The organism is Flagellimonas pelagia, assembly GCF_003584135.1.
GTDB classification, from domain to species: Bacteria; Bacteroidota; Bacteroidia; order Flavobacteriales; family Flavobacteriaceae; genus Flagellimonas; species Flagellimonas pelagia.
In genome coordinates this window covers 543,935-566,915 of record NZ_QXFI01000036.1, presented here as the reverse complement: position 1 = coordinate 566,915, position 22,981 = coordinate 543,935, and the positions used below count along the sequence as shown (strand labels likewise).

At 43.0% G+C, this 22,981-nt stretch carries 13 protein-coding genes; all 13 read left to right on the top strand.

Translation table 11 applies throughout. The features are described from left to right. The first annotated feature begins 194 nt into the window (after nucleotides 1–194). The 13 genes from D2V05_RS19465 to D2V05_RS19405 all read left to right on the top strand — a co-directional run bounded on the left by D2V05_RS19465 (nucleotide 195) and on the right by D2V05_RS19405 (nucleotide 22,687). Nucleotides 195–3,401 carry a TonB-dependent receptor gene (locus D2V05_RS19465; protein ID WP_183114872.1) on the top strand — a complete coding sequence of 1,069 codons (3,207 nt, stop codon included), beginning with the start codon at nucleotides 195–197 and terminating at the stop codon, nucleotides 3,399–3,401. A 24-nt stretch (nucleotides 3,402–3,425) separates the two neighbouring features. Next, nucleotides 3,426–4,919 carry a RagB/SusD family nutrient uptake outer membrane protein gene (locus D2V05_RS19460; RefSeq protein ID WP_119649349.1) on the top strand — a complete coding sequence of 498 codons (1,494 nt, stop codon included), beginning with the start codon at nucleotides 3,426–3,428 and terminating at the stop codon, nucleotides 4,917–4,919. A 90-nt stretch (nucleotides 4,920–5,009) separates the two neighbouring features. Next, nucleotides 5,010–7,196: an outer membrane protein assembly factor BamB family protein gene (locus tag D2V05_RS19455; RefSeq protein ID WP_119649348.1), complete on the top strand. Its 2,187-nt coding sequence runs from the start codon at nucleotides 5,010–5,012 to the stop codon at nucleotides 7,194–7,196. A gap of 22 nt (nucleotides 7,197–7,218) precedes the next feature. After that, entirely contained in the window at nucleotides 7,219–8,526 is a 1,308-nt protein-coding gene (locus D2V05_RS19450; protein WP_183114871.1) for a DUF4380 domain-containing protein, read from the top strand. A 22-nt stretch (nucleotides 8,527–8,548) separates the two neighbouring features. Then, nucleotides 8,549–10,450 carry an SMP-30/gluconolactonase/LRE family protein gene (locus D2V05_RS19445; RefSeq protein ID WP_220473582.1) on the top strand — a complete coding sequence of 634 codons (1,902 nt, stop codon included), beginning with the start codon at nucleotides 8,549–8,551 and terminating at the stop codon, nucleotides 10,448–10,450. Nucleotides 10,451–10,500: 50 nt separating this feature from the next. After that, nucleotides 10,501–13,590 (top strand): glycoside hydrolase family 2 protein, encoded by a 3,090-nt coding sequence (locus tag D2V05_RS19440; RefSeq protein ID WP_183114870.1) that lies wholly within the window; start codon nucleotides 10,501–10,503, stop codon nucleotides 13,588–13,590. Between the two features lie 4 nt (nucleotides 13,591–13,594). Continuing rightward, entirely contained in the window at nucleotides 13,595–15,085 is a 1,491-nt protein-coding gene (locus tag D2V05_RS19435) for a hypothetical protein (protein ID WP_119649342.1), read from the top strand. A gap of 171 nt (nucleotides 15,086–15,256) precedes the next feature. Then, complete coding sequence (locus D2V05_RS19430; protein WP_119649341.1) at nucleotides 15,257–15,922, top strand: bifunctional 4-hydroxy-2-oxoglutarate aldolase/2-dehydro-3-deoxy-phosphogluconate aldolase; 666 nt, start codon at nucleotides 15,257–15,259, stop codon at nucleotides 15,920–15,922. 126 nt (nucleotides 15,923–16,048) lie between these two features. Then, a complete protein-coding gene (locus D2V05_RS19425) occupies nucleotides 16,049–17,062 on the top strand; it encodes a bile acid:sodium symporter family protein (protein WP_235855506.1) in 1,014 nt (337 codons plus the stop codon). Between the two features lie 101 nt (nucleotides 17,063–17,163). Continuing rightward, nucleotides 17,164–18,204, top strand: coding sequence for a sugar kinase (locus D2V05_RS19420; protein WP_119649337.1), 1,041 nt, complete (start codon nucleotides 17,164–17,166; stop codon nucleotides 18,202–18,204). Nucleotides 18,205–18,897: 693 nt separating this feature from the next. Next, on the top strand, nucleotides 18,898–21,348 hold the full coding sequence (locus D2V05_RS19415; protein ID WP_119649335.1) for a TonB-dependent receptor plug domain-containing protein: 2,451 nt from the start codon (nucleotides 18,898–18,900) through the stop codon (nucleotides 21,346–21,348). A gap of 150 nt (nucleotides 21,349–21,498) precedes the next feature. After that, nucleotides 21,499–22,170, top strand: coding sequence for a TonB-dependent receptor plug domain-containing protein (locus tag D2V05_RS19410; protein ID WP_119649333.1), 672 nt, complete (start codon nucleotides 21,499–21,501; stop codon nucleotides 22,168–22,170). An 82-nt stretch (nucleotides 22,171–22,252) separates the two neighbouring features. Continuing rightward, nucleotides 22,253–22,687: a lipocalin family protein gene (locus D2V05_RS19405; RefSeq protein WP_119649330.1), complete on the top strand. Its 435-nt coding sequence runs from the start codon at nucleotides 22,253–22,255 to the stop codon at nucleotides 22,685–22,687. Nucleotides 22,688–22,981 lie beyond the last annotated feature (294 nt).

The window sequence follows — 22,981 nt, the reverse complement described above, 5'->3', positions numbered from 1 at the left end:
AGAAAAAATTAAACCACTAAACTTAAATGCACTATAAAAATATGAAAAACCCAGAGAAAAAAAGGGATTTCACTCTGAATTCCCACAAGTTAAAGTTGAAAATATCCACATTATTATTCATAGTCGTTTTTTTCCAGGTTAAGGGGAACGATACATATTCGCAGGATGATAAGATTACACTGAAGCTTGAGAACGTGAGCATTAAAAGAGTCTTTAAGGAGATTGAGTCGCTCACTGAGTACAAAATTTTGTACAATAACAATCAGGTAAATACGAAAAGAGTTGTGTCCGTCGATTATGTGCAGACTCCTGTTTCCGAAATTTTAGCTGATGTTTTTAAAGGAACTACGATAAAATACGAGCTTTTGTCCAAACAAATTGTGCTTACCCAGGGCCAACCAAGAGGTAACATTGATGATGGGGAAGGGGACGGACAAGATGAAGCCCAGAACCAGGATAGGTCGGTCACCGGAACGGTTTTGGATGAAAATGGAGACCCCTTGCCGGGTGTATTGATATATGTGGAAGGAACCACTACAGGGGCCACCACGGATTTTGATGGGAAATATACCATTTCCGTAAATTCAGATACAGATGTCCTGGTCTTTTCCTATATAGGGATGAAGACGGTTTCCAAGGTAGTCGGTAGTCAAAATACTATTGATCTACAAATGGAGGTTGATGCCAAGGCTTTGGAAGAAGTTGTGGTAATTGGTTATGGTTCGGTAAAGAGAAGTGATGTGACAGGTTCTGTTGCCTCTGTTTCGGTTAGCGATGTAAAGACCCAACCAGCCGCCAGGATCGACGAGGCACTTCAAGGTAGAACTTCTGGTTTGGTGATTCAAAATAATTCAGCTGCCCCCGATGGAACCTTTACAATCAGGATCAGGGGAAGTAACTCCTTAACGGGTTCCAATGATCCTTTGGTGGTCATTGATGGTTTTATTGGAGGTAACCTGTCCACAGTGAATCCAAACGATATACAAAGCATAGAGGTGTTGAAAGATGCTTCATCAACAGCGATTTATGGCTCTAGGGGAGCAAATGGTGTTATCCTTGTTACCACTAAGGCTGGAGCAACGGGCAAAACGGTGGTACAGTATAACAGCTATACCAATTTCCAATCGATCAACAAGAAGATAGATTTGCTCAATGCAGCGGAATACGCCGAAACGGTTAATGCCAATAGAAGTGTCCTTGGACTACCCTTGCCTTTTTCTGAGGATCAGATTTCCAGTTTCAGAACCAATGGTGGAACTGATTGGCAGGATGTAGTTTTTAGGAATGCCATACAACAAAACCATCAGGTCAGTATTTCTGGGGGCGGGGAAAAAGGCAAATACTACCTGTCAGGCAATTTAACTGATAATGAAGGGATAATCGTTGGATCTTCTTTTAAGCGTTATTCGGTCCGTTCCAATGTGGAATCGGCGATTGGCTCCAAATTTAAAGTAGGTGTCAATATGTTCATGTCACGCACTGAGAACCATCCAGCAGTTACTGGGGGAAATCAGGATTCCAGTCCAGTCCAAGCGGCTCTTATCTGGGCTCCAACCCAGCCTATATATAATGAAGATGGAGGGTATACCAGACCTTCCAGTAGCTATGGACCACCGGCGGTCAACAATCCCTTGGGAATAGCTGTTGAGCCCATTAGGGACAACCTTGGGTCAAGAATAGAATTGAACAGTTTCCTGAATATGGACATTGTTAAGGGATTGACCGCAAGAGTATTGTTCGGTGCCCGGTTTGTGGACAATGAGAACAGTACTTATTTAAATACCAAACCCAACGGTGGCTTAGGTTTGGAAGAGGCTACCATCTATAATAGTAGGATGGCGGTCTATCAGTTGACCAACCAACTTAACTATAGTACCACCTTTGGGGAGGACCATAATTTGGACATTACTGCAGTGTATGAGCAGCAACGTGAGAACTTTAACAGTTCACAAGCTGGATCTTCAGGATTTTTGACCGACTTGTTGACCTATAATAACCTAGGTTTGGGAGCTGCCCCACAAGTACCGACATCCGAAAGGACACAAAAAGATATCCAATCTGTAGTAGGTCGTATCAATTACTCCTATGCAGATAAATACTTATTGACTTTGAATGGAAGATACGATGGTGCTTCCGTGTTCTCCAACGATAAATGGGGCTTTTTCCCATCTGCAGCCTTGGCATGGAGGGTGAACAACGAGGATTTTATGAGCAAGGTGACCGCTATCAACAACCTTAAGTTCAGAACAAGTTATGGTATTACAGGTAGCCAGGCCATTGAGCCTTATTCTTCACTTTCCCAACTGAATTCCAACTTGCCCTATCCTATTGATGGGACCAATCTGACTCCAGGTGTTGGTTTGGGAATTTATGGAAATCCTGATCTAAAATGGGAAAAAACTGCTCAGTTCAATGTTGGGGTCGATGTTGGATTGTACAACAACAGACTAACTTTTACAGGGGATTACTATAACAAGAAAACAAGTGATCTTCTTTTGAATGTTCCCTTGCCCAGAATATCAGGATACCAGAATGTTCTTAGGAACGTAGGTAAAGTGGAAAACCAAGGATTTGAATTGAATCTAGGTGGTGTTCCTTTTGATGGTGAGTTTAAGTGGAAAACGGATATTAACTTTTCCCGAAACAGGAACAAGGTCTTGGAACTTTCGGGAACTGATGAAATCGTTGCAGGTTCCACAGGATTTCCGAACATGGGTAATACCATCTTTTTGATTGTTGGCCAACCTATCGGTATGCTCAAGGGATACATCCAAGATGGCATTTGGGGAACCGATGAGGCAGATTTGGCCGCGTCATTTGGATCAATACCGGGAGCCCCAAGATACGTTGACCAAAACAATGACGGACAGATAAATAGTGATGATATTGCCGTTATGGGGAGTACACAGCCAAAATTCACATATGGTTGGAACAACTCGTTCCAATATAAGAATTTTGACCTTAACATTTTGCTTCAGGGAACTGAGGGTAACAAAGTGTACAACCTTACAAGGGTTAGATCCGAACGTACTTCCTCCGATGCGGATGCAACGGACAGAAGAATCTTGAGCCGATGGACTCCTGATAATCAAAACACCAATGTACCGTCCTTCGAAGGATCCAATCAATATGAAAAATTGCAGTCTAGCAGATGGTTGGAAGATGGATCGTACCTAAGGGTGAAAAATGTTACGCTCGGATATGACTTGACCGATGCCCTGAAAAACACGTTCATTAGTTATGCGCGGATCTATGTCGGTGGTGTAAACCTATTTACGTTCACGGATTATACTGGGTATGACCCAGAAGCCAGTACAAATGTAGGAACCTTGGGAGGAATCGATATGGCTCCCTATCCTTCACAGAGAACCTTTACGGTCGGACTAAATCTTACATTTTAATTGAAACTATCAAAACAGGTTACGATGAGAATATCACAAAATATAAATGGAATTATAATGGGGCTGATGACGATGGCCCTTCTAATAGGATGTGAAAGCGACTTGGAGGAAAATCCACCAAGTTTGGTTACTCCACAAAATTTTTATCAAACTGATGATGATTTCAAGGCAGCGATCAATGGTGCCATAAAACCACTATATGGTGGGTGGGGAGGTTTTGATTTCAATGCCCCTCTTATCCTGTGTTCCGGCGCAGAGGACATTACTTCCAGGCCTTCATCTCCGGAACTTAGACAATTTGATACATTTAACCCAACATTGAATTATTCCGGTGCTTTGGGTATGTGGACCCGTATGTATAACACCATCAACGCCAGTAATGGTATCATCGCAAGTATTGGAACAGCCGAAGGAGTCAGTGAAGAGAATAGAAACGCTTATGAAGGCCAGGCTAGATATTTAAGAGCCCTATCCTATTTTTTCCTTACCAGATGGTTTGGGGAAATTCCACTGATTACACAGGATAACCAAGCGGAAGCCATTAATGATGAAGTAGGACAATCACCGGTTGCCGATATTTATGCCCTTATAGTTGAAGATCTTAGCATTGCGGAAAATTATCTTCCCGTAACTTTTTCAGAAGTGGGGAGACCCACCAAGGGTGCCGCCAAGACTTTGTTGGCCGAAGTGTACATCAACATGGCGGGATGGCCGCTTAAGGATGCTTCCAAGTATGCCCTTGCTAGGGATAAGGCCAAAGAGGTAATGGATATGATGCAATATAGCTTGGAACCTAACTTCTCCGATCTTTGGAGGGTTGCGAACAAACTTACCAATAGCGAATTCATTTTCTCATTGAATGGACTGTCTACCAATGCAGGGGCTGCCAGCCATTTGCACCAAGGGTCTCGTCCTGGTGAGGAAGGCGGTTGGAACGATATAATGTCGGAAGCTCGTTTTTTCAATGTCTTTCCTGAAGGTCCTCGTAAGGACGCCACTTTTTGGACAGACTTTGCGGACGAAGCCAACACCAACTGGCAAGACTCCAACATTGGTCAACCCTATATTGCAAAATATCGGGATGCAGGGGCCGGTGCTTCGTATGAGCAAGGAGCGGTGAACAGTTTTAATGGGGACGGATTCTTTGTGTTCAGCCGTTACGCAGAAGTTTTATTGATATATGCCGAAGCTGCGAACATGGCAGAAGGGGGACCATCCGCCTTGGCCGTGGACGCCATTAACCAAGTCAGAAGACGTGCAAGTGGAAATGATACGGTGCTCTATCCTGACCTTACCACAAGCATGACTATGGAAGAATTTGACGATGCGGTCATTGCCGAAAGAAACTGGGAGTTTGCATTTGAAGCAAAAAGATGGTTTGATCTGGTAAGAAGGGAAATGGTGATTGAAGTGAATCAAGGACTATACCCCAATGTAGATGAGCACCATAGATGGTTGCCAAAACCCCAAACAGAGGTAGATCTAATTACAGGATTGGAACAAAACCCAGGTTATTGAACATAGTATAGGTGTTGAATCCCAACATGATAACGTACATCATCATGTTGGGAACAACAGACCTTAAGATTACAAAACCAGCTCTTTAAAATGTTTAAAAAACAATATGTGCCAAGGTTCCTAGGAATCTTGGTGCCAGCTACCCTTTTCTCTATTTTTAGTTGCACTGATTCGGTAACAAATGCTGAATCAGATAATTGGCCTACATATGGAGGGAATTATGCAGGAAATAGATATTCATCCTTATCCAACATCAATTTGGATAATGTTTCTGGGCTCGAAGTGGCTTGGGAATACAATGCCGCTGATCCGATAGAAGAAGGGGAATGGCCTCGACAAATACAATGCCAACCGGTTATGGTCGACGGCATTTTATACGGCACCACTCCCAAATTGAAACTGTTTGCCTTGGATGCGGCTACGGGAGAGGAACTTTGGAAGTTCGACCCCCAAGCAGTCACCCATGGGTATAATAGCTCCAGTAGGGGAATCATGTACTGGGAAGATGGGGAAGACCGACGTGTTCTCTATGCCGCGGGGACATATCTAATGGCGGTGGATGCCAATACTGGAAAATTGGTTGAATCCTTTGCCGACGCGGGTAGGCTTGATCTACATACCGGTTTGGAAAATGACAGATATGACATCAATGATCTTGTGGTGACCGCTACAAGTCCAGGAGTGATTCACGACGATGTTTTGGTGATGGGTTCCACGGTATCGGAATCTGGCGATGCACTGCCTGGAGACATTAGAGGATTCGATGTAAGGACAGGGAAATTGTTATGGGTATTCCATACCGTTCCCAGACCAGGGGAGTTTGGATATGATACTTGGCCAAAGGATGCCTATAAAAAAATAGGAGGTGTAAATAACTGGGCAGGGATGTCTCTTGATGAGGAAAGAGGTGTGGTCTACTTGGGCACAGGTTCACCATCGGTTGATTTTTATGGAGGCGACCGGGAAGGAGCCAATCTATATGCCAATTGTATCCTTGCCATTGAGGCAAAAACAGGAAAGCTAAAATGGTACTACCAAGTAGTGCACCACGATTTGTGGGACCTTGATTTGGCAAGCCCACCAAACCTGACAACAATTGAGCATGAGGGAAAACAGATCGATGTGGTTGTTCAGGTATCCAAGGATGGCGTAGTATATGTATTGGATCGCGATACAGGGGAATCTATTTTTCCGGTAGAAGAACGCGAGGTACGGACCGATGGTCTTCCAGGGGAACATCCCTATCCAACACAAAAATTTCCACTTAAACCAGATCCTTTGGTGACCCGTCAAGTCATTACGGAGGCCGATCTTCCAGATTCTATCTTGTTTCCCGAAGCACATGTAAAGGCCAAGGAACGTTTTCTTAGTACAAGGGGCGGGGAAAAGTATCTTCCCCCTAGTATTAAAGGGTCTTGGTATATCGGTGTGAGCGGCGGAGCTGAATGGGGCGGAAGTGCAGTAAATCCTGAAGGAATATTTTTCCAAAACGTAAACGAAATGCCTTGGGAAATCAAAATGGTGAATGTTGCGGAACAGCTAAAGGAAACCACTTCATTGGGCAACAGATTGTTTGTGACCAACTGTGCCTTATGCCATGGGGTGGACCGTAAAGGCGATGGAGCGGATTTTCCCAGTTTGGTGAACATTGGTGAAAGATTGACCAAACAAGAACTGGCGAATACCATTCAAAATGGAAGGGGAAGAATGCCGGCATATCCCAACCTTTCCTATGGAGAAAGAAATGCCATTATTTCCTATCTGACAAATGTAGAAGAAGCCCAACCGAAGGATGAACATACCGATGAGGGGGATGTATCCAAAAAGAGCAAGGATTTCCCATATGTGCCCGAATATAATAGAGGAAGGGGAGGAAAAGTGAACATTGACGGATACCCGGGAATAAAACCTCCTTGGGGCACCCTCAATGCCATAGACCTTAACACTGGGGAATACGTTTGGAGAGTACCACTAGGGGAACACCCAGAACTTACCGAAAAAGGAATACCCATAACGGGGACAGAGAATACCGGAGGACCACTGGCCACAGCAGGCGGGCTTGTGTTCATAGGGGCCACTCAAGACGAACGATTTAGGGCATTTGATACTAAAACAGGAAAAATAGTTTGGGAATACCAACTACCTGCAGGAGCATTTGCAACCCCGATAACATATTCTGTCAATGGAAAACAATATGTCGTTGTTGCGGCGGGAGGGGTGCGCTTCGGTAAAAAGCCGGGAGGTAGCTATATCGCATTTGCACTTCCGAATGAATAATACGATAAGTAGGAATTTGAGCATGAAAGTAAATAGGATATATAACAAGTTTCTAATATGCGTTGCACTATTAGGTATTTGCGCTAGTGGGATTGCCCAAGATGGGGTTGTGAATATTGGTGATAATCAGTTTAAAGTGACCGTGTCCAATGTTTCCATGGTTGTGGACGGCAATAAGGGAGCAAGGATTACATCCTTTAAAATTAATGACCAAGAAGTGATAGCTTCCAACAAAGTGCACCCTTATTTCTATGGCTCAACACTGTGGTTATCCCCCGAAGGAAAATGGAAAGGACATGGGGCTTTGGATAACGGGATCTACACCGTCCAATCCGAAAGCTCAAATGTTCTCCGCTTGGTCAGCCTACCGGATGATAAGCGAGGATTCCAGTTTTCAAAGGAATTTCAGATAAACGAAAAGGATACTTCCATAACGGTAAAATATATCATCAAGAACATTTCGGATAAAGTTCAAGAAGTAGCTCCTTGGGAAGTGACCCGAGTTTCCACTGGCGGATTGGCCTTCATCCCAAAAAGACACAAGGATGATCTACCGAGGCCTAACAAAATGTACCCTGTTCCACCCACTGTTGATGACAGTGGTACAATTTGGTATCCATATGATTCAAATACGGAATCCCCCCAAAAGTTTTTTATGGATGGTGGTGATGGATGGATAGCCTATGTGCGGGATAATGTACTCTTCATTAAAAGCTTCGCAATGGTGGATAAGGGCGATTCGGCACCCGGCGAGTCAAATGTCGAGTTATATGTCAACAAAGAGAAAACATATGTAGAACTGGAAAACCAGGGTTCCTACCAAAATCTTGGAAAGAATGAATCCTTGGATTATGAGGTGAAATGGTATGTGCGAAAGCTACCATCTACCATCGAACCTAAAGTCGGCAATATGAAACTGAAAAAATATGTCGAAGACATCCTTGGAACAAAATCAGGGTCATCGATTCAAATGCGAAAAAATCTCGAAAATACGACTGCACTGTTGGTAAAGACCATGCTAAAACCCGATGCGGAAATTTTGAACAATCTGTTTTCAGATGAATTGAGTTATGGCCATTCCGGTGGCCTCATCGAAAATAAGGAACAGATTATTTATGGATTGACCCAAGGCCCCTTTCACTTTGAAACCATCGATATCAAAGATCAAACGGTTCGGATTATCGGGGATGTTGGTGTTGTGAGACATGTCTTAACAACAAATTACTCCGAAAATGGGAAGACCGGGACATTGAAATTCGGAATTCTTTATGTATGGCGTGTGGAGAACGGAAATTGGAAATTATTGGCGCGACAAGCGGCTAAACTATAAACCTAGACAAAAGATGGAAACTATGAAAAAAACATTTTGGGCATTAGGCCTTCTTTTAGTGATATCGGCCTGTAAGACCGATAAAAAGCCTGCTTGGGCTGATTTGAACGAGAATATTATTGCAGAATATGAGGTAAAAGGACGAACCCGTACAGATGTTCCGGATACTGGCATACATTCCAATCTTGAAGATGCCAAGGTTACCAATCTTAAGGATTTGAAAACGGTTTCACTTGCTGACGGAGTGAATGCCAAGGTCTACTGGGGCATGGGTGCACTCATGGCCGTTGTGGAACTGGAAGCTGGAGCCAGCATGCCCGAAAGAGTCATTGAAGGGGAAAGATTTCTTTTTGTTCGGGAAGGAGAAATCGAGGAGCTGGTCAACGGGGAAAAAAGAACGCTGATTGCCCGCCAAAGGGAAGAACAGGGCCCATTAACCAGTGCTGCACCGGTCCATGAATTTGTTTATTTGCAGGATGGAGCGCCCACAGCCATTAAGGCAGGTCCCAACGGGGCCAAAATACTGGAAATTTTCAGCCCAGTATCGACTTTTTATCTGGATGCCGTGGGCTATGGCAGCATTCCAGACCCTATTTCCATAGAAGGCTTTCCCGTTAAGCCCAATGTAGAGCCCGGAGTTGTGCTAAACCTGGATGAATTGCAGTATGCAGAACTGGTGCCTGGGGCCAATTCCCGAATCATCTCAGGTAAGGGAGTACAAATGAGTTTCTTGCGGATGAACCCTAATACGACCTTTGCAAGACATATTCATCCAGAGGAGCAAACAATGTTGGCATTCAATGGATGGATAGATGAAATTATTTTGGACGATGTGGTTCGAATGAAGGAAGGGGACATTGTGAACCTTCCCCCAAATTTGGTCCATGGAGGAGATTTGGGACCTTATGGATGTGATGCCATGGATGTCTTTTTCCCTCCGAGAACGGATTATGATGCCAATAGCAAAGTGAGATTGGACGGTTACCACAAGATAGTTCCCATGGGAGCCAAGGCAAAACTGCTCATTAACGGTTCTGAAAGTGAACCAACCCTTGTCTTTACAGAAGGGCCTGCATGGCAGAACGGCAAGCTCTACTTTTCCAACATGTATTTTGATGAAAACTTCAACGGAGATCCAAAGAAAAGCAGCCTTGTGGAAATGGATCCTAATGGGGCCTATAGGAACATAGTACAAAACAAGATGCAGACCAACGGAATTATTCCTTTGGAAGATGGTACGTTGGCCGTATGTGATATGTTCGGACATAGAATCCTTAAAATGGATACCAAAGGAAACATCCTTAAGGTTCTTGCCGACAAATATGATGGCAAACCACTTGATGGACCCAACGACTTGGTGATGGACAGTAAGGGTGGCATATACTTTACAGACCCGCAATTTACAGGGGATGCGGTTAAGAGCCAGCCCGGTCGTAGTGCATATTATCTAAGCCCAAATGGCGAGGTCAAAAGGCTTTTGGAACCCAACTCCTATGCCATGCCCAATGGGATAGCCCTAAGCCCCGATGGCAAGACCTTATATATCAATAACACATTTGATGATAGGGAATCTTGGGATGTGAACAGCGATAAGGAAAATTTCATTTGGGCGTACGACGTTGCGGAAGACGGTACCATTTCCAATGAAAGGAAGTTTGCTGAACTATATCTCACAAGGGGAATTTTGGACAAACTTGAGAAATCTTCAGGTGCCGATGGAATGAAAGTGGATGCCGAAGGCAATTTATACGTGGCTACATATGCAGGCGTGCAATTGTTCAATGACAAGGGAGAATTCCATGGAATAATTTACGTACCGGACTATCCAGTGAATTTAACCTTTGGTGGAGCCGACATGAAGACCCTATATATTACAACCCACGATAAGATATATAGCATCCCCACTAAAATAGGAAAGTCCTAAGAAGTTGGGAGAAACCAATCATCTTAACAGAGAAAAATATGATTGATACAATGATACATAAGTTCAGATTTTTTGTCTTAGTTGCGGTAATGGCCCTGTACGGGGGCCATGCCGTTGGACAAAATGGAAGATGGGAAAAGGAACTGTCCAATGTTTCCTGGAAGCTCTGGTTAGATCATGGTGCCTCATGGTACAATGACAAGGTCTACCTTCCTCCCGTGGACATTACCAAATTGCCCGTTAATCCACCTAGCTGTGGATGGGAAAAACTTCATGGCAATCCCATGGCAATCCAAACCAATGTGCCAGGAACCGTTGAAGAGCATTACTGGGGAGAAATAGGAGGTGCCATCCCGGATACCGGGGGAGACTTTAAAGGAGTTTCTTGGTGGAGCCGAACCTTTGACCTGGATGTGTCCCAAAAGGGTAAACGTATATTATTGGCATTTCAATCGGCAAACCTAAGGGCAGAGGTGTTTGTCAATGGTAAATTGGTAGGCTATGATGTTATTGGAAATACTCCCTTTGATGTTGATGCCACTGACGCAGTTGTTTTTGGGGGAAAGAACTATCTCGATGTTCGGATTACCGATCCAGTAGGGAGCTTTTCATGGAACGACAATACGTTGATGCGTTGGGGGGATAATTTGGTCCCTGCGGTGCACGGCTTTGGGGGCATTACAGGAAAAGTAATGTTGAAAGCAGTGGACAAGAGTGTCCACATTGCCGACATCTATATACAGAACCAACCCAGTCCCAAAAAAGTAAAGATTGTTACTACAGTGGAGAACTGGTCGGGAGCACCCCAAAAAGGGCAAATAGAGATTTCCCTTCATGAAAAAGGGAAACCCAATGCAGAAGTATGGGGCAAGACAATTAGTGCAGAGATCAATACGGCTTCCAAAACCTTTGAGGTTGCTGCAACAGTGCCCCAGGCAAAACTTTGGGAACTTACCACCAATAAACCAGTGGCAGAACGACATGCGCAATTGTACGAGGCTACCGTTTCCTTTATTGATGGAAACCAAGTGGTGGACAACCAAAGCCAGCATTTTGGTTTCAGATGGTTCGATGTGAAGGAAAAGAATGGGGACAAACGTTTTTATCTAAATGGGAAAAGGGTCTTTATCCTAGCGGCCATGACCCGTGGTTTTTGGCCCAAGAATGGTATTTTTCCAACACCCGAAATGGCTGAAAGAGATAAAGAAGCACTCTACGATTTGGGGCTTAATACCATGTTGATGCATAGGGCTATCGGGCAACCCTTGGTCTTTGATTATGCAGATGAGTCAGGACTTTTTACCTATGAGGAACCTGGCGGATATCGGGTGACCCCCAACAGATGGGACAGCATAGAAGGACCAGATGAACAGGCCTATGCATGGAGGAGTGAGAAGTTGCGTCGTATGGTGATCAGGGACCGATCCCTGCCATCTTTGATTATATACAATCTTAAAAACGAAGAGACCAATCCACCTAATGACAGGGATATAAAGGATATGGAAATGGTTCATGCGTTGGATCCTTCAAGAGTGGTCACATACAATAGTGGCAGCGATATTGGCAAATCTGGTGACGAATATTACCGGAACAAACCCAATGATCCCTTCGAACTGCATGCACTTCCTTTTAAACCAGGCCTTATTTATGGAGGCTGGTGGGATCAACACCATTGGTACGCCTATTCGGGTTATACGGATGATATGTACCGGAATCCCAAGTTTTATCTAAGAGGGGTCATCAATGCCGCGAGGGTACCCTTGGCCAAGGATTCCCTATATCCATTGAATAAGAAAAAGGTGGTTTTCTTTGGCGAGGAAGGAGCCTTTGGGACCATGGTGCGATTGCAGAAAATAAAGGAAGAAATTGAGAAAACCAGCAGTACTGGTTTCAGGGAACAGGAACACTTGGATTGGTTCGAGCACTATGATCGTTTTTTGGATGAGACAGGATTTAGAAAGGCCTATCCCAATGTGGACAGCCTGACCAAAAGTTTAGGAAGGAATTTACATTACTTCCATGCCCGGAATATCGAGAACATAAGAATGGGCAACATAGCCGATGCCTATAACATGAATGGATGGGCATCCGCATCCACCCGTACAGATGTGGTGGATATGTACAGAAACCCAACTGCTGACGCGTCCATTATACGGTATTATACACAACCCCTTTATGTGGCCGTTAAACTTAGGAACAAGGTAGTGCCAATAGGCAAGTCACCTATTGCAGATATCTATCTCGTCAATGAGGAGAACCTAAAGGGAACGCATAAGTTGGAATTGTCCCTTACCGATGAAAACGGAAATACTTTGTTTGAAAAAAGTTATTCCACAAAGGTAAAGGGCGGAGAAGATTTTGGGCAGATGTTGGTCGAAGGGGTACAGTTGCCCTCCATTGACAAAGCAGGGTATTATACCTTGCACGCAAAATTGCAGTCTAATGGGCAGGTAAAGGCCACAGGGTTTGACAAGATATTTTCTGTAGATATAAAAGACGGTGTGGCCTTGAAAGGTTCCATTGCTGTTATGGAAAATGATGGGGTTGTTGCAGATTTCCTTCAACAAAATATGAACAAGGAAACCACACCATTTTCAAAAAGTGCTGCTTCAACAGATGTCTTGATCATTGGTGACCAAGGAGAGGGAGGAATTGCATCGGATGTAATGCAGAACATTTTGGATCGGGTTGAACAAGGAATGTCCCTCATTGTACTCACACAAGCGGACAAGGTTGCCGAACAAATTGACAACAGACTGAAAAGGGTACCCAAGTTCTATGATGGCGAAGGTATCAAGAGGTGGGGCGGTTCCGGCCGACTTTTCACAGGATTGAACCCAGTCCTCACAGGACTTCCCCAAGGAGAAAGTATGAGTTGGGAATATCAATGCTTCTATAAAGGGGCACATATGGGGGAGAATGCCCAAGTACAAGGTATTATGCTCGACTATTTAGGACTGGACCTTGTTGTGGCCTTGGGAAATCAGGGATCCAAACAGATATTGACCGCATTGGGTAGGATACCCTTGGGAAAAGGAAAAGTGACCCTTTCCACATTGCACATGATTCCACACCTTTCAAGTAAGGAACCAAACGCAGTGGTGGCCAAAAAGCTCCTGGTCAATCTATTAACCTATTGATTTGATGAACATGGGAATGATGATGAAAAAATCCACATATGGAGGTATCATGAGATTAACCGCACAAAAGAGTTTTTTTGTGATCATGATGGTATTCATGGCGGGCATGGTACAAGCCCAGGATGAAAAGCCAAAGCATGCCCGTAATCTATACTGGAGAGCTCCCGATGTGTTGGAAGGCACGCTCCCAGAAATGAAAAGTGCGGATTATTGGGTCAAGCTTATGGATGCCCCTGACAAGGTGATTCTTTCTCTTGAAGGCATAGAAGGAATGAACGATGGTTACCGAAAACGGATGAAAGCCTGGGAGACAGGTTTGGACAGTATCTCTTCCAAAAGATTGGAGAGGGAAATGCGGAGCAGACCAGGACTATTGCCTTATGTGCCCAATGTGACGGCTATGTCCGGAAAACAAGTTTCCCAATTGACCAAAGAGGCCTTGGAAAAACAGCTTGCCTTTTTGGAAAGAGGAAGTTTCGGGAACAGGCTTGCCGTGGAATATGGCCAGGCTGAACTGGAGTCTTTCAGAACGGAAATGGCATTATCCGAACTACCATCAGAAGTAAAGCCCATGACGGGAATATTGGTATCCAGGACACTGCTTAGGATTATTCCATCGTTACGCGATGAGAACATAGGGATGACAAACAATGGTAAAACACGTTGGGACCTTTGGAACTTGAATGCGCTGCCTCTGGGTCAAAAAGTACAGGTAATCCATAAATCCGCTTCAAGGGGATTTCTATTGGTCGTTACCGACGATGGTATTGGTTGGGTCAGGTCCGAGCAGGTTGCCTTTGGAGATGAAAAACATATCAATAGTTTGACCAATTCGAAAGATTTCCTTGTTGTTACAGGGGAGAGTGCTCCTTTTTATTCCGATGAAAAGAATGATTTGGTCTCCGGCTGGATGGGAATGTCCACCCGAGTTGCATACAAGAAAGGGAATCCGAGAATTATACTTGTACCCACTAGGAAAACGGATGGTACTTTGGATATTCAGGAAGCCTGGATAAAGGAAGATGCGGACGTTTCCATAGGTTATTTACCCTATACCAGAAAAAACATCATGACTCAGGCTACCAAACTTTTGGATTTGATTTATGATTGGACGGGAGGTTGGTACGGACGTAACCACGCCACCATACTTACGGACTTGTTCGGTTGTTTTGGTTTTGAATTGCCCTCCAACGGCATCTTACTTTCATTATATACTGCTTCTCCCGATTCAATATCTCCAGAGGATGGAAAAGAGGCACAATTGGAAACCATGGGGTCCAACGAACCGTTTGTTACTATTCAAGTGAGCAATAGTGGGCACAGTCAATTGTTCATTGGGACCTACAATGGTATGCCTATAGTTTTTGACACCCATGGCTATGGTTATAAGGATGTCAATGGGGATGAATATGAAATACGGAGGAGCGTTATCGGTACGGCGGAAATTCCAGATTACATGCTCAGGCAAAAGATGACGTTCATCAAATTAAAATAAGGGAGAATTCAATTGTCACCTAATTCTTCCAATCAATTAAAACAAATGTGAAATAGATAGGTTGTTTAGTTAGAAAGAGGAGTGCCCAAAACCTTGGGCACCCTTTTTCATATTGATTCGAACAGCTTTACAAATATCAATGGATGGTCTTGGGACCATTAATGAAAATTTATGGCAAAATATACACGGATAGAAGTGGCCATGGCCATGCAACAAACAGGCTTGGTCCCCCTCTTCTTTCACAAAGACCCCGAATTGGGTAAAAAAGTAGTGAAAGCATGTTACGATGGTGGTGCACGGTTATTGGAATTTACGAGTAGGGGTGATTTTGCCCATATGGTTTTTGAGGAACTCAATCAATATGTCTTAAAAGAACTTCCAGGAATGATTATGGGCGTAGGGTCGGTTACCGATGCTGCAGCTGCATCATTGTACATGCAATTAGGGGCCAACTTTGTGGTTACCCCTGTACTGAGGGAGGATATTGCGGTGGTCTGCAATCGTAGAAAGGTTCTTTGGTCTCCAGGTTGTGGATCTTTGACCGAAATAGCAAAGGCAGAGGAATTAGGATGCGAGATCGTAAAGCTATTCCCCGGGGGTATTTATGGCCCTTCCTTTGTGAAAGCCATCAAGGGACCCTGTCCATGGACCAGCGTAATGCCCACAGGTGGTGTGTCCCCAACGGAAGAAAACCTTAGAAGCTGGTTCCAGGCAGGTGTTACCTGTGTGGGCATGGGATCTCAATTGATATCCAAGGAAATATTGGAAACGGGCAATTTTGATGCCTTGTCATCCACCGTCAGGGAAACGCTTGACATTATCCAAAACCTTAAATAACACTGATAATTGAAGCTCATGAAAAAACTAGATAAATATACTGTGGCATTTGGGATGGCAATACTCCTTTTTTTGATTTGCCTTATAATGATAATTTCGGGCAGATTGTCGGAAATAGGACCTTTGATGATAGGAATGTTTGCGGTTCTTGCATTTGCTTTTAGCGGATATGAAGTGCTTAAGGGCTATATTTTTACGACCATGGTCTTTGCCGGAGTTTCTCTGGCTATGTTCTATCCCAACTATTTTATTGAGGTCGGGGGATTCAAACTCACAGGTCTGATCATACCGTTGATCCAGATCATTATGTTCGGAATGGGGACCTCAATGAGTTTGAAGGACTTTGCGGCAGTGGTAAAAACCCCAAAAGGAGTAGTTGCCGGGGTAGTGGCCCAATTGGCGATTATGCCCATTATCGGGTATCTTTTAGCTAATCTTAGTGGCTTGCCACCTGAAATAGCTGCAGGTATTGTTCTTATTGGTTGCTCACCTAGTGGGGTAGCTTCAAATGTAATGGCTTATTTGGCTAATGCCAATTTAGCATTGTCCATCACCATTACATCCATTGCAACGCTTCTTGCCCCTTTTGTCACTCCATTATTGATGAAATTGTTGGCTGGGGAGTTTGTGGAAATAGACGTGCTCAGTATGATGTGGAGTATAGTGAAAATGATCATTCTTCCAATCGGATTGGGACTTTTGTTCAACAAATTGTTGGGAAAGAAAACCCAATGGCTGGACAAGGCAATGCCTTTGGTTTCCATGGCAGGTATTGGTTTGATCATTGTGGTGATAACCGCAGCGGGCAGGGACAGTCTCTTGGATATTGGAGGTGTTTTGATCGTTTTGGTGCTGATTCACAATCTTTTTGGGTACTTCCTTGGCTATGGCTTTGCCCGCTTGGTACGAATGCCGGAAAGAGATGCAAGGACCATAGCTATTGAGGTAGGCATGCAGAATGGGGGACTGGCATCGGGTATTGCCAATTCACTTGGAAAAATAGCGACAATGGGCTTGGCCCCGGCAGTTTTTGGACCCTTAATGAATATAACGGGTTCCATACTCGCCTCTTATTGGCACAAAAAACCAATAGCCTCTTCAGGTGAAAGAGATGTGGAAATAACGGAAAATATTGAATAAGAATAGTTTGTTAGTTTTTAAAAGGGCACGTAAATAGTAGCGTAGCGTGCCCTTTTCCCCTTTTTTAAAATTAGATCAATCATATATAACCTTTACTAAAAATGAAAAAAGTAGTCACCTTTGGTGAGATAATGTTGCGTCTGGCCCCAGAAGGGTTTAAACGCTTTTCCCAAGCAAACAGTTTTGAAGTGGTTTATGGAGGCGGTGAATCCAATGTTGCGGTATCCTTGGCCAATTATGGGATTCCGGTGGATTTTGTGACTCGTTTGCCCAAGAATGATATTGGGGAATGTGCCCTGATGGAAATGCGCAAGCGCAACGTAGGGACCGAACATGTGGTCTTTGGGGGCGATCGGCTCGGAATTTATTTTTTGGAAACTGGGGCAGTGAGCCGAGGGAGTAAGGTTGTTTATGATAGGGCACATTCTGCCATGTCCGAGATACAACCGGGAATGGTCGATTGGGAGAGTGTGTTTGATGGTGCCGATTGGTTTCATTGGACAGGGATAACCCCTGCCATTTCACAAGGGGCGGCAGATGCCTGTTTAGAGGCCGTTGAGATTGCTGATAAGATGGGACTCACGATTTCAACCGACTTGAACTATAGGGCCAAGCTTTGGAAATATGGTAAGGAGCCTCAGGAAATCATGCCCCAACTTGTCTCTCATTGCGATATTATTTTAGGCAATGAAGAAGATGCGCAAAAACATTTTGGTATTCACCCAGAAGGTTTGGATGTGCACAAATCAGGACATGATGTGACCGCAGAGGCTTTTCTTTCGGTTTGCCAACAAATGATGAAGAAATTCCCGAACGCGAAAAAAGTAATTACTACCCTTAGAGGATCTATTAGTGCTTCCCATAACACATGGGCAGGAGTAATGTACGACGGGAAAACCATGTTCAAATCGGATACATACCAAATAACCCACATTGTTGATAGGGTCGGTGGTGGAGACAGTTTTATGGGGGGATTGATCTATGGGCTCAAAACGTGGCCGGATAATGATCAAAAAGCCCTTGATTTTGCGGTTGCAGCTTCTTGTTTGAAGCATACAATTTTAGGTGATGCCAACCTTGTGACCGTATCTGAAGTAGAAAAATTAATGGGCGGGGATGCTTCTGGAAGGGTATCTCGATAAAGAAGCAGTCTTCAAGGATTATTCAGGAGCCATAAAGACAATTGTGATGATTGAAAATAAAAACGACTACATTGGATAGGGTGTTTAGAGTACAATACTTTGGTCCAACCAAATTGGTATACTGCGCCTTCTTTTTGCAGTCCAAACCTCAAATATGATCATTTGTTATTTTTTAAAGAACAAAAACGAAAATGAGCGAAAACGAGCGTAAAAGAGAGACCGATGAGGAGCTCTATTGGTTAAAATAACAATGTAAATTACTGTATTACAAATGATTGTAATTTCAATCCAAAAAACCAAGCACATGCTTGGTTTTTTTATTTCTTAAAACAGGATGGGCGATAAAGTGTTTAGGAAGTGTAAGTTGATTTTTGATAACGCTTCGTTCAGAAATATTGGTTTGATATCATTACACTACTTGCGGTTAAAACTTGTGATTGTTAGCTCTTAGAACAATCTATTTCATTGCCGATTATTCAATTGTTGGCTTAAAAGACGTATCTTGTTCATAATTAGGGGCTTTACTGGGGTAGATTTGCTGATTTCATAAAATCAAGAGTTCCAGCACGTTTTATTTGGATGTTGTCCTGAACAACTCTTTTGATGGCGTTTCTGAGCATCAACTGGGTTCTATTTCCAAAGAGTGATTATATTGTAAATAATTGGATTAAAAGGTTTTAGTTTAAAAATCATATGAAACGAAAAACGATTCCAATACTAGTAATACTTGTTATAAGCTTGATTTCTTTCAATAGCCATGGGCAAGATGGAAATACAACAGAAATCCCCCTAACCGATAATATAAACTTCTATTCTCCGGAAAAAACCTATTTGCATACGGACAAGGATATGTACATGGCCGGGGACACCATTTGGTTCAAGGCCTACCTACTTGATGGCCTTACCCATAAAAAAAGTCCAAAAAGTAGAGTGGTCTATGTTGAGCTTTTGGATTCCCGGGACAGCATTGTAGATAAACGCAGGTTATATGTTGAAGATATCAGCGGTTACAGCGCAATTCCTTTGCCCAAAAAAATCCAAAATGGTTCTTATGGATTAAGGGCCTACACCAAATTCATGCTGAATGATGCTGTTCCCTATTTTCAGAATGTACTGCCCGTATTTCAGGATCATACCTCTCTAAAGGAGTTCAGTGATGATCTTGTACACAACTCAGTTAAGACCAAAAACCTTTCAATGTACCAAGAGGACAGAACTATCCAAATCCATTTCTTCCCGGAAGGAGGAACCTTGGTGGCTGGACTCTCAACAACCCTGGCCTTGAAAATCACCGATGCGGACGGAAATCCACTTGATTTGGAAGGGGCAATACTCGATTCTAACAGAAAAACAGTCGCACATTTCAAAAGTGATGAAGGACTGGCCCTGGTTTATTTTAAACCTAAGACCAACACCTCATATTATGCCATGATCCATGATGATGCCCAAAGAAAATATTTCCTGCCTCCGGTTTCAACCAAAGGGTATTCCTTGAGCGTCAAAAACCGTGATGAAAACATCATTGTGCAGATGGAAAGTACCGAGAAGAATGGACTTGATGGTACGGTTGTAAAGGGGTATATGAGAGGTGGAAAAATCATCGAACATAAAGTGGATTCCGGTCAAGAAAGTTTCTACGCCCTGAAAATACCTACCAAAGACTTTCCCAATGGGATGGCACGATTCACCCTAGACAACAAAAAAGGGGAACCCATTTGCCAAAGAACCATCTTCGTTGATAATAAAACCAAGGAGCCTAGATTATCCATCAACATTTCTCCCGACAAACCTTTCAAAAATGAAAGGACCAATTTATCGATATCGATCAAAGACTCCATGGGAACACCGATAAAAGGGGATTTCTCGGTAAGCATTACACCATTGGAGAACCAGATACACCATTCTGGAATGAAGGACTGGTTTTTATTGGAATCGGACTTTATTGGCACAATCAACAATCTGACGATAGATCGTATAGGTTTTGAATTATCGAAACCTATTATGGATGCCTTCATGTTGACCAAAGAGAGGGAAGGGTTTATATTGAACGACCTGGAGGACAATAATAGATCTGTCGGCACATCCAATCCGGAAAAAGGCATCATGATCAGTGGAAAAGTGACTTGCTCGGCAAACAATGAAAAAATGAGCGAAAGGATCGTTTCGCTCAGTATTTTGGAAAATGCCTATGGTGAGACCCAAGTTGTGGACAAGAACGGTCATTTTAGTTTTGGCCCCTATGTCTTTAATGGCAAGGCCACGGCAATACTTCAATTAAAAAACAAGAATGATTTCCCCAAGGATTCGATCATCGTAGATCCGACATGGCCAAAAATCACCAAAAACATGCCTCATAATACAGAAAACCCGTATCTGATCGCTACTCATCATACCTCAAAAGATTACAATTCGGACTATGACCATATCAAATCCGAGGATTACCAACCGGGTATGACGTATTTAAATGAAGTGGTGGTCAAAGAAAAAAGAAAGACAATAGACCAAATCATAATGGAGGAAATCAATTCCTCCGTTCCATATAGCCATCCGGATGTTCGGGTTTTCAGGGATTCCATACCGGGTTGGTATGGGATGAGTGCCATAGATTTATTGGCTCGCAAAGGCTTCCGTATATCAGGGGATTATCCAAATCAAAGTATTAGTTTGTTGGGTGGAAGTCCCGGCAGTATAAAAAATGGGACAGGACCTTTGGTCTTGGTGGATGGGGTGCCCGCAAAAGGTCTTCTCAATACATTGCGGGCAAGTGAGGTGTTGTTCATCGACGTGCTCCGTTTTGCCTCGGCTACTTTATATGGGAGTAGGGCAGCTTCCGGCGTAATAGCGGTATATACCAATAGAACACTTTTAAGTTCAGATTATGGGCCTTCTGATACTGGTATGGTAAAGCTGGAAATTCAGGGATTTGATGAAAATACTGATTTTAAACCGGCCACTCTTGGGTTAAATGGTAAAAATGAGGGCACACTTTATTGGGACCCCAAAATCGAAATGGACGCATCGGGTATTTATTCCATGGAGTTTTTCAGTGGAAACCAAATTGGAAAATATGTTATTGAAATAAAGGGAATTACTGAAAATGGGCAAATCGTAAATGAGTCAAGAACTTTTGAAGTTAGTTTATAAAGACTTGTAAGAGAAATATTGACGTGAAAAATCAATCTTGATCAAAATCAATTAAATTACATTACATCCAATAAAGTATGTGGTACAAGCCTTATTTTTTAAATAAGAAAATTAATTTGACCATGTAGAACCTTTAAAGAGTCATCGGAAATGAAAACAAAACAGCCAAGATTATATTTTATCACTCTCTATTTTATGTTCGTAGGTACACTTATAGCTCAAACTGTTGAATCCAAATCGGTTAGGGTAAGTGGTACCGTATTGGACCCCGGGCATAACCCCGTCAAAAAAGCCATCATCTATTTGGACTCGGTCAATACCAGGGTTAGAACCGATAAAAAGGGGCATTTCGAAATTGACTTGAACAATGAAAACAAGGTCATCATGGCATTTTCCCCGATTTATGGAATCCAATCCGTTGATTTGGATGGAAGCGAAGAAATACAGATTGTTTTTCCTGAAGGTGGCCCTTTAGTCACCGAAGATAAATTATCGGAACTTGGATACGATACGAAAGGAAAAGTACGGAGCAAAAGAGAGCCGAAGGATTATAGTAAATACTTGGATATGTATCAGTTGATTGCTACAGAAGTTCCGGGTGCCCAAGTGAACGGGACCAAAATACGATTAAGGGGCAATGCACTAAACTCAGTTAACAGTGGGCAGGAGCCGTTATTGATCGTAGACGGCACAGTGGTAAGCTCCATAGAGTATATCTTGCCCCGAAATGTGGCTTCCGTTGAGGTGATTCGTGATGAAAATGCCTCATTATATGGGGCCCGCGGCGCCAATGGTGTAATTGTTATAAAGATGAAAAAATAGATTGGGAGTCAACTAGTTTTTTTATTCCTGTATTACGCAACGTATTGAAAAAGAAACATCTTGGTCATAAAAAGGATTTGGTATGAAAAAGTTGTTTTCAGGTATCTCCATTATCATTTTTGGTTTTCTCATCTCCTGCGATCACGAGGATGATCTTAAAAATTTCGATTATGATGCGTTCCCGATAGAAGGAACTTGGAAATTGACCGCAGCCTTTATAAGCGATGGTGGCCCACAGTATTGGACCGATGTTGAGGATGGGGAAGAGATCCAATTTCAGGGAAATGGAAATTTTTCTTCCGATAGGTATTCCGAATGTACAACAGGTGCATTCCTCGTTGATGATGGAAATCTCACCCTTGAATACGATTGTGAGGGGTTCGAGACGGGCACGGAAAACGATGAAGGGTTGATTACCTATAAGGTTGATTACGGTAAAAATGAAATTCTTTTGACTCCCACAAGCATAGCCTGTTACGAAGGCTGTAGCTATAAATATGTGAGGACGGGTATATAAATATATCGGTTGAACAACCAATTATTGTCTCTATCGATTTTAGCCTGCCATGTTGAATATTAAATACTTGCCAAAACTGTGGGATAGAGGATTCCCCCGGTCCTTTACCACTTGATCAACCATTGCCATATATAAGGGTTGAAACATTCCCTTTTTCCAATTGCCGACATTGTCTTTTAGCGAGTATCCCTATATTTTTTAAAGTGGACAAAAGCGATTTCAATTGATTAAAACTTCATGTAGTACAGGATTTAAGTATTCTCTGATTTTAAGTTAAAATTATGTTAATTATCA